Origin of the sequence: Dyadobacter sp., assembly GCF_017744695.1 — a bacterium.
GTDB lineage: Bacteria > Bacteroidota > Bacteroidia > Cytophagales > Spirosomataceae > Dyadobacter.
Genome location: NZ_JAGIAS010000007.1, coordinates 63,400 through 74,929 on the forward strand (window position 1 = coordinate 63,400; position 11,530 = coordinate 74,929).

The 11,530-nt window shown below is 48.9% G+C and carries 9 protein-coding genes; 6 read left to right on the forward strand and 3 right to left on the reverse strand.

What is annotated here, in order from left to right:
- Nucleotides 1-84 precede the first annotated feature (84 nt).
- Nucleotides 85-1,332, forward strand: coding sequence for an OmpA family protein (locus J7619_RS23495; protein ID WP_291204489.1), 1,248 nt, complete (start codon nucleotides 85-87; stop codon nucleotides 1,330-1,332).
- 93 nt (nucleotides 1,333-1,425) lie between these two features.
- On the opposite strand, the gene tpiA is transcribed toward J7619_RS23495, so the two are convergent.
- A complete protein-coding gene (gene tpiA / locus J7619_RS23500; protein WP_291204492.1) occupies nucleotides 1,426-2,187 on the reverse strand; it encodes a triose-phosphate isomerase in 762 nt (253 codons plus the stop codon).
- A 300-nt stretch (nucleotides 2,188-2,487) separates the two neighbouring features.
- Between tpiA and J7619_RS23505 the strand changes: the two genes are divergently transcribed.
- The 5 genes from J7619_RS23505 (at nucleotide 2,488) to J7619_RS23525 (ending at nucleotide 9,751) form a co-directional block, all read left to right on the forward strand.
- Nucleotides 2,488-3,756, forward strand: coding sequence for an aspartyl protease family protein (locus J7619_RS23505; protein WP_291204495.1), 1,269 nt, complete (start codon nucleotides 2,488-2,490; stop codon nucleotides 3,754-3,756).
- A 29-nt stretch (nucleotides 3,757-3,785) separates the two neighbouring features.
- Nucleotides 3,786-4,436, forward strand: coding sequence for a tRNA (5-methylaminomethyl-2-thiouridine)(34)-methyltransferase MnmD (mnmD, locus tag J7619_RS23510; protein WP_291204498.1), 651 nt, complete (start codon nucleotides 3,786-3,788; stop codon nucleotides 4,434-4,436).
- A 23-nt stretch (nucleotides 4,437-4,459) separates the two neighbouring features.
- Nucleotides 4,460-5,044, forward strand: a complete 585-nt coding sequence (lpcA, locus tag J7619_RS23515) for a D-sedoheptulose 7-phosphate isomerase (RefSeq protein WP_106599393.1) — start codon at nucleotides 4,460-4,462, stop codon at nucleotides 5,042-5,044.
- 388 nt (nucleotides 5,045-5,432) lie between these two features.
- Nucleotides 5,433-5,876, forward strand: a complete 444-nt coding sequence (locus tag J7619_RS23520; protein ID WP_291204502.1) for an NUDIX domain-containing protein — start codon at nucleotides 5,433-5,435, stop codon at nucleotides 5,874-5,876.
- A gap of 89 nt (nucleotides 5,877-5,965) precedes the next feature.
- Nucleotides 5,966-9,751, forward strand: coding sequence for a DEAD/DEAH box helicase (locus J7619_RS23525; RefSeq protein ID WP_291204505.1), 3,786 nt, complete (start codon nucleotides 5,966-5,968; stop codon nucleotides 9,749-9,751).
- 490 nt (nucleotides 9,752-10,241) lie between these two features.
- Here J7619_RS23525 and J7619_RS23530 read toward each other — a convergent pair whose 3' ends face one another.
- Nucleotides 10,242-10,625: a RidA family protein gene (locus J7619_RS23530; RefSeq protein ID WP_223406288.1), complete on the reverse strand. Its 384-nt coding sequence runs from the start codon at nucleotides 10,623-10,625 to the stop codon at nucleotides 10,242-10,244.
- A 229-nt stretch (nucleotides 10,626-10,854) separates the two neighbouring features.
- Nucleotides 10,855-11,526, reverse strand: a complete 672-nt coding sequence (locus J7619_RS23535) for a Panacea domain-containing protein (protein ID WP_291204509.1) — start codon at nucleotides 11,524-11,526, stop codon at nucleotides 10,855-10,857.
- Nucleotides 11,527-11,530 lie beyond the last annotated feature (4 nt).

Genomic DNA, 11,530 nt, shown 5'->3' on the forward strand with positions numbered 1-11,530 from the left:
CTTCCTGCGTTTAACAATTTTTAACAAACTATCGACGGTTTTCGGACGTTCTTGCTGATATTTAGGTAAAACCCCAATATCACTATGAATTTCAAATTGCTTTCGGCCAGTTTTGGAGCCATTTTACTATCCATCCATACCAGCTTCGGGCAAATTACTGAAAATCCCAAAGTAGAAGAATCGTCGGTCCCCTATGTGAAAATCAAAAAGGTGGAACTAACGGACGCCAACACGATTATCTACCTTCAATTCATCGAGAAGCAATCGAAGCAGCAGCCGCAGTTCCGCTCGCAACCCCGGATGCCGGGATTCCCCGATTCGCGTATTCCGCAGTTACAGCAACAAGGCCAGAGCCAGATTTGGCTCGATCCTGAAACACGACTTTACAAGCCCGGCGAAATCGATAAGAAATTCAAATTCATCAGGGCCGAAAACATTACTACCACCACGAAAACAAGTGTCGCGAATGGCGATACCGTCGATTTTGTAGCCTATTTTGAAAGACTTACACCGGGGATCGAGGAGTTTGATTTTTATGAAGGGCGCAGTTCCGGTGGTAATCAGTCGTGGAATTTTTATGGTATCCATGTTAAAAACCCGCTCAAAAAGCAGCCTGAAAAATCGGCGAAACCGGTAGCGAAAGCAACCACACCGCCCGCAAAGAAGCCGGAGACCCAACCAGCGGCCAAGGCGCCACAGAAGCCGGTTCCTGCTCCGAAAAAGGACGGCGAAGTCGCGGTCTTGAAGGGCACAGTTTACAATGCGAAAACCAAAGAACCGATCGCGGCTCAGCTCTCGTACGTGGAGGGCCGCGATACGCTGCAAGTCCGCTCGTCGTCGGGGAAATATCGGGTGGGTGTTGAAGCGGGTGAGCAATACAAATTCCGCGTGACGGCCCGCGGTTATTACGGGTCCTCATTTAGTCTCGCGCCGGGCGATTCGTCCGGCAAATCGTTCGATCAGGACGTGTACCTCACGCCTCTCATCGCAGGGGAAACGATTTTGTTGCCCAATATCTATTTCGAAACTTCCCAATACACTTTGCTACCCGAGTCGTTTGAAGAGCTGAACCGGCTGGTAGATGTGATGCGTGATAGCCCGACTGTCAAGATCCGTGTAGAAGGCCACACCGATAATGTAGGCGATTTTGACAAAAACCTCGAACTCTCCCGCCAGCGCGCGGAGTCGGTGAAAAACTACCTGATCGAAAAGGGCATTGAAAGCAGCCGTATTGAGGCGAAAGGCTACGGCGGCACGCGACCACTTACAAAAGGAGGCGAAGAAGAACGGAAAAAGAACCGTCGGGTGGAGTTCGTGATTACGGAAATGTAGTTTCGTTAATGTCAGTCTGAGCGGAGTCGAAGACAGTCCGTACGGATCCGTAGTGCATGCACTTCGACTTCGCTCAGTGTGACAATCCGCGTGTTAACGTGCCTTAATAATATTCGTAAACTCCCTCGATTTCAACGATGCGCCGCCTACCAGGCCGCCGTCGATATCCGGAGCAGCGAAAAGCTCGGGTGCGCTGGCAGCTGTTACGCTTCCGCCGTAGAGGATCGAAATTTCATCAGCTACTTCCGCGCCATATTTAGAAGCGATGTGCGCGCGCAATGCCGCGTGCATTTCCTGCGCCTGCTCAGCCGAAGCCGTAAGGCCTGTTCCGATCGCCCAGATCGGCTCGTACGCGATTACCACCGATTTCAACTGCTCTTCGGTAAGGTGGAAAAGGCTTTCGGTCAGTTGATTTTTTACAAAACCGATATAATCTTCATTCTGACGCTGTTCGAGCGATTCACCGCAGCAGAAAATAGGGGATACGCCGAAAGAAAGCGCCGTATTTACTTTCTCAGCCAGCAATGCATTGGTTTCATTGAAATACTGGCGGCGTTCGCTGTGGCCGATCAGCACATATTCTACACCGATCGATTGCAGCATTTGCGCAGAAATCTCACCGGTAAATGCACCCGAAACTTTATCGGAGCAGTTTTGAGCGGCCAATGCGAAGTTGGGCGCGTCCTCGATATATTTTTGAATGGTAGTAAGGTAAATCGCAGGAGGGCAAAGGATGATTTTCGCGTCGTTACGGACCTCGTCTTTGGCCATGTTAACGAGCTCTGAAGTAAGCGCAACTGCTTCATCCAGAACCTTGTTCATCTTCCAGTTACCGGCAACAATTTTTTTTCGCATGAGAAAATTTTTATTGTGGGAAAAAGTCATTTTACGCAACAAAAGTACCATATTTTCCTCATTTACATGATTATATATATGTGATCAAAAAAATGTCGGAAAGTTTGCACATATCGAGATTTTTTTGTGTTTTATTAATGTGAAAAGAACTATTTTTACTTGAATTAACCGATTGGACTGAATTCGATACTTAGCGTACACCGAAGAATATAAATAGGGTTTCAAGTCATTTATAGTCAACGTGTTGAAATATGTCACCCCAGGATTAGAAAATTAGCCATTTAAAGAAAGGAGGCCACGATGAAAACGTCTAAGTGGTTTATAGCAGCGATCATACTTTTTACTCATACCCTGACATTCGGCCATTCCAGCGACGTACCCCCTGTATCAGAGGAAAAGTATGGTTACTTTTTGGATAAAAACCATAAAACAGCACGCATCCCGTTCGAGCTGCATTCCAACCTGATATTGCTCTACGCGAAGATCAACGACAATGATTCGCTGCGTTTTATCCTCGACACGGGAGTTAGTTCCATCATCATCACCGACCCGAATATTCTGAAGGCCGACAAGCTGCGTTTAACCCGGAAGGTTAATCTCACTGGCGCGGGTGAAGGGGCATCTATTTCGGCGCATGTGGCGATCGACAACAAATTTTCGATGGGAAGGTTAAGAGCTAATCACCAGAACATCGTGATCCTCGAACAGGATTTCCTGCGGCTATCCGAGTACGTAGGCGTGCCGGTACACGGGATTTTTGGGTATGAGATTTTCAATAACTTCGTCGTCACCATCGATTTTGCCAAAAAGGAACTATTGCTGATGCGGCCTGACAGGTACAAGTACAAATCCAGTAAAGGCGATAAGCATCCGCTCATTATTGAGGATACAAAGCCATTTACGGATGCGGTGACACTGTTTGCAGACGGCCGCGAGCATCCGATCCGGGTGCTGATCGATACAGGTGCCGGGCATGCGTTGCTTTTGAACAATACGCCGAAAGAAACTTTCCGCTTGCCTGAAAAAGTGATCCGCGCGCAGTTGGGCCGCGGGCTGAATGGTGTGATCAACGGAAACCTGGGCCGGGTCGATAAAATGAAGCTGGGCCGTTTTGAATTGAACAATGTGGTAGCCTCGTTTCCCGACAGCATTGCATTTGGTTCGAAAATTCGGGCCGGGGCCGAGCGCCAGGGAAATATCGGTTGCGAGCTGCTCCGCCGTTTCAAGGTTACATTCAACTACGGTGAACGCTACATGGTACTCAAACCGATCAGAAGTCGCCTGCGTGAGAAATTTGAGCATGATATGAGCGGCATGGAGATCCGTGCGGAAGGAAGGGATTTGCGCGACTACATCGTCAATCACATCGTGGCCGACTCTCCGGCCGCGCATGCCGGATTAATGGAAGGTGACCAGCTGTTGTTTATCGACGACCACTCCGCTTCCGAGCTCAATGTGAGTGAAGTATATAAGCTCATGCAGCGCGGGGACGGGAAAAACATCGACCTGCTTGTAAAACGCAAGGGTGATATTTTCTTTACCCAGATCACACTGCGCAGAATGATTTAGTACTTTTGGCCAAACTAATACCCGGCCATTTGAAACGCTTCATTATCACGGAAGACGGCTCGCATTCGTTGTTCAGTGCGCAGTTTAATCAGCAATACCATTCCTTGCAAGGTGCTTTGAATGAATCGGAGCACATTTATATCAACCTTGGACTAAGGCCGGCCCTTGAAAACGGGCCGGTTTCTGTTTTTGAAATGGGTTTCGGAACGGGACTGAACGCGTTTCTCGCGTGGAAACTGGCCGATCAGCTTCAAAAGCAGGTTTTCTACACTTCTGTGGAGGCATATCCTGTCTCCATGCTCGAAGCTTCGCAGCTCAACTATGAAGAAGCAACGGGTGAAAAAGGTTTTATGCAGCTGCACCACGCACCGTGGGGCAAGGAAACAGGGATTTCTCCTTTTTTTTACCTGAGGAAAGAAATAACCACCTTACAGGATTTCACGCCGGACCGGTTTTTTGACGTTATTTTCTACGACGCATTCGATCCGCAGGCGCAGCCGGAGCTCTGGACAGAAGAAATTTTCACCAAAATAGCGGCCCAAACCAAGCCCGGTGGCGTATTAGTGACATATTCGTCGAAAGGCATCGTTAAAAGGGCATTGGCCGCCGCAGGTTTTGCAGTAGAGCGGCACAAAGGCCCCGGCCGGAAAGCGCATATTCTCAAAGCCATCAAACTCTGACATTCATTAGCATTAATACCGACATGAATTACCAAAGCATTATTAGCCAGGAATTGAAGGAAGCACAATCCGTTCTCGACAACTTCCTGAGCGATCCGGAACAAATTGAAAAGATCGAAAAGGCGGCAGGACTGATGGCCGACGCCATCATTCATAATGGCAAAATCCTTTCCTGCGGCAACGGCGGCTCGCATTGCGACGCCATGCATTTCGCCGAGGAGCTTACCGGCCGCTACCGCGACAACCGCCGTGCGCTGCCAGCGATTGCGATCTCCGACGTGAGCCATTTGAGCTGCGTCAGCAACGATTTCGGGTATGAATATGTGTTTTCAAGATATATTGAGGCATTGGGCCAACCCGGCGACGTGCTGCTGGGGCTAAGTACGAGCGGGAATTCCGCGAACATCATCCGTGCTACCGAAGCCGCGAAAGCGAAAGGAATGAAAATCATCATCCTGTCGGGCAAGGACGGCGGGAAGCTCGCGGGTATCGCCGACGTTGAAATTCGTGTACCCCATTTCGGCTACGCCGACCGCATTCAGGAAATCCACATCAAGGTCATCCACATTTTTATGCTCCTGATCGAAAAAATGGTGCTGCGCGACTAACGCGATGCTGTTTGGCGGCATTGTGTTTTGTCAGGTGTAGTCAGGAGGTTGTCAAGTATTGTCGGGAAGTAGTCAGGAGGTTGTCAAGTATTGTCAGGAAGTAGTCAGAAGGTTGCCAAGTATTATCAGGAAGCAGTCAGGTGTGGTCAGGAGGTTGTCACGTGTAGTCAGAAAATTGTCGGGCATTGTTAAGGGTAGTCATTTGTTGTCAGGTGGTGTTATTTTTCACAGGAAGTTTGTTTATTGAGAAACAATCATTTCAAAACGGACTATCCTTGACAATATCTGAACACAAATGACCATTCCTGACAACACATGACAATATCTGACCACACTTGACAACTTCCTGACTGAACGCATCCGTTAAACATCCTACACACCCGTACCAATGAACGTCCGTCCATCCGCTATCATTCTCGACAACGACAAGATCCTCACGCTGCGCTATCGTTACGGCGAAAAGGAAGTATTTGCATTGCCCGGTGGTAATCCCGATCCCGGAGAATCACTTTCGGACGCGCTCGCGCGGGAGCTGATGGAAGAGCTGGGCGTGGAGGTTGCGGTTGGCGAAATGATCTCTTGCGGGGAAGTGATCTGGCAGGAAGTGCGGAAAGAGACGCTGCACATGGTATTTAACGCAAATATAACAAAAGGCGTCCCGGCACTCGATCCGGCCCATACCACGGCGCTCGAAATTGTATGGCTACCGGTGGCATCGCTTGGTTCCAGGCATTTGTATCCCAATCTTGGCCCGCAGATCGCCGCATTTTGCAATGAATCGCTGCATTCGGGGCACATAGGCGTCATCGATCAGCCCTATGTGCGCTCATAAACCGGTTGGTTGGGGTCAATACTTCTTCGTTCGTTTCTATAAGACAGAAACATACCGTACTTTTGCGTTTTTAATAGGCAGCAGGGTAAATGGAAAACGAAAAGAAGGAGAAATTGTCCAACTTCTTACTGAGACGGGCGGACCGGGATGTATTGTCAAGAGGGCGTTCCATTTATAGCAGTGGCGGCTTAAAAGTTTCCAAACTCGATTATAATGGCCCGGGTAATGCTGAATTCAAAGTCAAAAGCGACTATTCGATCCAGTACTACCAGATTTTCATCCGCGATTTTCTCACACCGCAGATAACCACCGAATGTTCGTGCCCCGACAAAGCCGGGTTATGCAAACACCGCGTGGCGAGTATTTTGTACATTCTCGACAAGATGCCGACGATCAAGCAGGTTGTCCACGAAATGGGCAACACGACGATCGAGCTACAAGAAATTCGCGAAATGCAGTTACGAGGCATGGTACTCGACGAAACCTGGCAAAACCGCGAGAACGTGGGACCTGTGGAGATCGTATCCGCGAAAGAAGGCGAAGCCGAATGCCAGGTGACGGACAAAGGACAGGAGTACCTGACCACTTTCAGGCGTGTAAAAGGCACCCGCCAGGTTCAGACTTCCTGTACTTGTAACCAGAAACTCTGGGTGCCGCTCTGCGAGCACAAATTGGCTGCATTGCTGAAACTTCGCGAGGAACTGGGCGAAAAAGCATTCGAGGTAATGCGCGACCTGACGGTCGAGAAAAGCAATCTGCTGGCCGAATACGGCTATTCCCTTGAAGATCAGTTTAAAGATAAATTCGAATTCCGGCTGGATGAGGACGGCGGGCTGCATTTGATCAAGCTCGATCCGGCGATCCAGAAGGTGGGCGCGTACCAGGATTGGCAGTCGCTGCGCGAGCGCATATTGCCCGTGCAGGAGTCCTCATTTGCAGTGACGCTCACGGACAATGGGCAGGACGACGAGGACCGCGTTTCCATTTTTGTTTTTTGGCCAAAAGGGAAAAATCACCTGCTGGACATCGGTTTCGGAGTTTTTTCCGTCAAATTCAGCTCTAAATCCGAGAAGGTAACGAACATCCGCAATATCGCCGGAGGTTCGAGCCATTATTATAATGCGGATGAAATTCCGGTACTCACCGAGTCGGACGCGCGCCTGGTGCGCATGGCGAAGCATTGGGAGGAAGGTTTGCAGAAATTCATCCGCAAACAGGGTTGGGCGTATAATGCCTATCTGCATTTCGACGATGTAGAGGCCGACCAGCGTTACGAAGCCCGCAATTACGTCGGCAAGCAGCTTACCCGCGTTTTCAACGACCTCGACGGCGACCGGCTCTTCCTCGCAGACGGTGATTATGTGACCAGCAACCACCAGCTCACGCAGCTGGAATTGCACCGTGAGCCGGTCAAACTGTTCTTCGTTCTCACCGAAGACAAAGAATTCATAACGCTCAATCCTTACGTCGAAATCAAACCGGGCACGCCGCTGGAATTGCAGAAAGTGGTATCGCTCGACAGCTTCTGGTTAGGACTTTATAACGAAAAGACATTGTTCCGCTGGGCAGGTATCAGCGAGGCCGAAATGGTCGCTTACCTGAGTCAGAATGGATTTAAAATACGTGTCAAAAAGGATTTTGGCGACGATTTCCTGAGAAACTGGATCATTCCGGTTTCTGAGAAATTCGACGTGATCTTCCAGACGCGACACGAAATACAAACTTCGCCGCTGGCTTTCCAGAAACCGAAGTTTTACCTGAAAGAGGACGAAGCGAACTTGCTCATCGTACCTTCTTACGTTTATCTCGAAGAAAACGGCAAGGTCGAGGAGCTGGAACTCCTGCACGACCAGCGCCGCACGAGAACCAGCTTCGATAACAATCAGATCACGATGCTTGAACGCGATGTTCAGGCTGAGAATGCGGTTTGGGACTGGGTGAAAGCATTGCATCCGAGCTTCGAACATCAAACCGGTCAACCGTTTTTCTATGTGCCTTTTGAGCAGGTGATGAAGGATGGCTGGCTGTTCAATTTCGTGGATGCTGCCAAGAAGAAGCACTACGAGATTTTCGGGTTTAAAGACCTGAAAAAGATGAAGTTCAATCCCAACCGCGGGACAGTGAAGGTGCATACCTCATCGGGGATCGACTGGTTCGACATGAAGATCGAGATCAGTTTCGGCGACCAGACCGTATCGCTGGCTGACGCGAAAAAGGCATTGCTCAAAAAGCAGAACTACATTCAATTGCAGGACGGCTCACTGGGTGTGCTGCCCGACGAATGGATCGCGAAACTGGAACCGCTCATGCAGTTCGGTCGTGTGAACGACGACCAAATCCATTTATCCAAGATCCATTTCTCACTGATCGATGAACTCGTTTCGGAAATCGACAATGAGGATGTATTCCGCGAGCTTTGGGAAAAGAAGCAAAAGCTGCTCAATTTTAAACAAATTCCATCGGTACCACTTCCGCAGAATATCGAGGCGACACTTCGCCAATACCAGGAGGAGGGTTATAAATGGCTCCACTTTCTGGATGAGTTCCAATGGGGGGGCTGTCTGGCGGATGATATGGGTTTGGGTAAAACCCTGCAAATGCTGACTTTCCTGCAAAACCAGAAAAACCTGGATCCGGAATATACGAACCTTGTCGTAGTTCCTACTACCTTGATTTTCAACTGGCAGGCCGAGGCTGCGAAATTCACGCCTGACCTGAAACTGTATGTTCATCGGGGGATGGCGCGAAGGAAAGACATCGAGTTTTTCCGGGAATACGACATTATCCTCACGACTTACGGCACGATGCGCAGCGACGTGGAACTGCTGCGGGAGTTTGATTTCAACTACATCATTCTCGACGAAGCACAGGCCATTAAAAACCCTGATTCGCTTACGTCGAAGGCTTCGCGCCTGCTACGCGCACGCAACCGCCTGACCATGACGGGTACGCCAGTAGAAAACAATACATTTGACCTGTACTCGCAATTCGAATTCCTGAACCCGGGAATGCTCGGCCACGCCGACTTCTTCCGGACGGAATATGCGACGCCGATCGATAAATACCAGGATAAAGAAAAGGCGGCCGAGCTGCGTAAGCTGGTTTACCCATTCATGCTCAAACGCACGAAAGAGGAAGTAGCGACCGATTTGCCGGACAAAACCGAGACGATCCTGTTCTGCGAAATGGGTAATAAGCAGCGGAAAGTCTATGATACATTCCGCGAGCGCTACCGCCAGGAAATCGCCGAAAAACTCGCAACCGAAGGTCTCAACAAGAGTAGTTTCCTCATCCTGGAAGCATTGCTGAAACTCCGCCAGATTTGCGATTCGCCTTCAATCCTATCGGGTGAGGAAGATTTTGGAAATGAATCGGCGAAGCTCGAAGAGATTACCCGTGAAATCGAAGAGAATGCTTCGAACCACAAAATATTGATATTCAGTCAATTTCTGGGCATGCTGGACCTGATCCGGAAGCATTTGGAAAAAATGAATATCCCTTACGAATACCTCGACGGCCAGACCGTTGACCGCGCCGGACGCGTGAACCGCTTCCAGAACGACTCAACCTGCCGGGTGTTCCTGATGAGCCTCAAAGCGGGCGGGGTGGGACTCAATTTGACCGAAGCGGATTATGTATACCTCGTCGATCCGTGGTGGAACCCTGCCGTGGAGCGTCAGGCGATCGACCGTACGCACCGCATCGGGCAGACGCGCAAGGTGTTTGCCTATAAAATGATCTGTAAGGATACGATTGAAGAGAAAATTCTGCTATTACAGCAACGCAAGCAGGACTTGGCGGAAGATTTGGTGGGCGGGGAGTCCGGCTTCATCAAGAAACTGAGCCAGGAGGATATTATGGGGCTTTTCAGCTGATGCCGGAGGAATGCTAAATTACTGAACCCTTATTTCGATTCAGTAATTTAGCAGTTTGCTGCCAGCGGAAATATGCAATAATCTTTGATTCGCTAAGCGTGCCGTAGGCTCTGATTTCAGCGAGTCAACGGACGCGAATTCGAAAGTCTGCGAATCGGTCAGAAGCTCATCATTATATTGTTTTTCCAAATTAGTCCCGTTTTTCGGACTGATTGGCGAAGAATTGTACATTTTTTCTACACCTGCGTGTTGAGCCGTTCCATACCGGGCTTCTTTTTGCATTACGCACAGGACCAGTAAAACTGAGGCTATTAGAAGTGTAATTCCATTTTTCATGTCGGGAGATGCCTATTGTTTAGGGTTCTAAATCAGACAACACTTTCACAAAGAGCAAATTTCGCGCCAGAAGGTTGGAATCACAGTTTCAAATGGTGACAAAAAAAGCCCGTTTCTGATGAGAAACAGGCCATTTTTTAAATATTCCAACGGATTACTGGACTATTGCTGTGAATTCGATCTCGACAAGGTAGTCGGCCGATACCAGTTTGCTGATCTCGTAAATACCTGTGGTGGGCTTAATGGCGCCAAAATACGCACCATGTGCGCGGGCGATATCCTCAAAAAGGGTAATGTCTGTTGTAAAGATTCGCGTACGAACTACATCCGCCAGGCTGGCACCAGCATCCTGCAACACCTTCTCGATGCGCTCGATGATATTGTTCGTCTGCGCATAAGCATCATCCGCCTTCACTTTATCGCCATCTACAATAGCTACCGTCCCGGCTACTTCAATGATATTCCCGATCCGAACCGCCCGGCAATACCCCATTTTGTCTTCCCAAGGGGATCCTGAGAGTATATTTTGTCTTGACATATTAAGTTGTTAAAAATAGAAATTGCTCAAAGTTAAGGATCAATCGGTTGCGAGAAGCCTCCGGAAGCGCCGTTTTACACTTGCAGATTTGCAAAAGCAATCTTTCAAACGCTTGAATTCGGTATCTTTCAACCGGCCAACAACTTTGTAATCGAGGCCCTGGACCGGATAAATGTCTTGCAAAGTGGCGATCTCATACTCGTCTATTTGTTGTCCATAAACAAACGTGTCAAGAGGGAACGCCTAGTTGTTGGTCGCAACTGAGAAACCGGCCTTGAAAACGAAACAGTTGAAACACGCCTCGGAAACTTCGATACATAAGCGATTTGGTATTTCTCAGGTAGCTCAATTGATCCTGATAGATTTCCTTTTTCAACGGCATGCTTTCCAGTAACCGGGAAAAATCTATGGGAATTTCGGTAGAATTAAGATGGCCACTTTCCAAATGTTCTAACACACCGTTTTCCTGCGCTGTGAGATACCAAAGAGAGTGTTTGCGATGGGTCAGCTGAATGAGTTCTGTCGCAGAGGTGGTCTGGAAAGTCTCGACAATGTGCTCTAACAAGTCCATTTCATTATCGGAAAACTCCTCGTCGGAGAAAGCTTTCTTCGGAGCGATGAAAACGGAGCCGTCGGAAATAGTCCGTGTGATATAGTTTGTCAGTAAAACCGGCTCATCCGAGGATAAATCCACAAAAACATCCCGCGAGACCGGACCGAGTTTCCACACCGAAAAGTCCAGATTGAAGAATGGTAACCCGTAGGTCCGTACAGCGTATTCTTCAATGAGGTAAATCAGTTTCAAAAGTTTGGTTTTGGACAACGGCCTGATTCGTTCGGCAAGGTAAATAATCGCATTGCCAAGCTTGTCAATCTCCGAATTTGAAAAGGGGTGAAGCATGTAT

What these genes read in the sequence shown, in the direction of transcription:
- J7619_RS23495 (WP_291204489.1), top strand. Translation starts at nt 85, where the DNA reads ATGAATTTCAAATTGCTTTCGGCCAGTTTTGGAGCCATTTTACTATCC.
- tpiA (WP_291204492.1), bottom strand. Translation starts at nt 2,187, where the DNA reads ATGCGAAAAAAAATTGTTGCCGGTAACTGGAAGATGAACAAGGTTCTG.
- J7619_RS23505 (WP_291204495.1), top strand. Translation starts at nt 2,488, where the DNA reads ATGAAAACGTCTAAGTGGTTTATAGCAGCGATCATACTTTTTACTCAT.
- lpcA (WP_106599393.1), top strand. Translation starts at nt 4,460, where the DNA reads ATGAATTACCAAAGCATTATTAGCCAGGAATTGAAGGAAGCACAATCC.
- J7619_RS23520 (WP_291204502.1), top strand. Translation starts at nt 5,433, where the DNA reads ATGAACGTCCGTCCATCCGCTATCATTCTCGACAACGACAAGATCCTC.
- J7619_RS23525 (WP_291204505.1), top strand. Translation starts at nt 5,966, where the DNA reads ATGGAAAACGAAAAGAAGGAGAAATTGTCCAACTTCTTACTGAGACGG.
- J7619_RS23530 (WP_223406288.1), bottom strand. Translation starts at nt 10,625, where the DNA reads ATGTCAAGACAAAATATACTCTCAGGATCCCCTTGGGAAGACAAAATG.
- J7619_RS23535 (WP_291204509.1), bottom strand. Translation starts at nt 11,526, where the DNA reads ATGCTTCACCCCTTTTCAAATTCGGAGATTGACAAGCTTGGCAATGCG.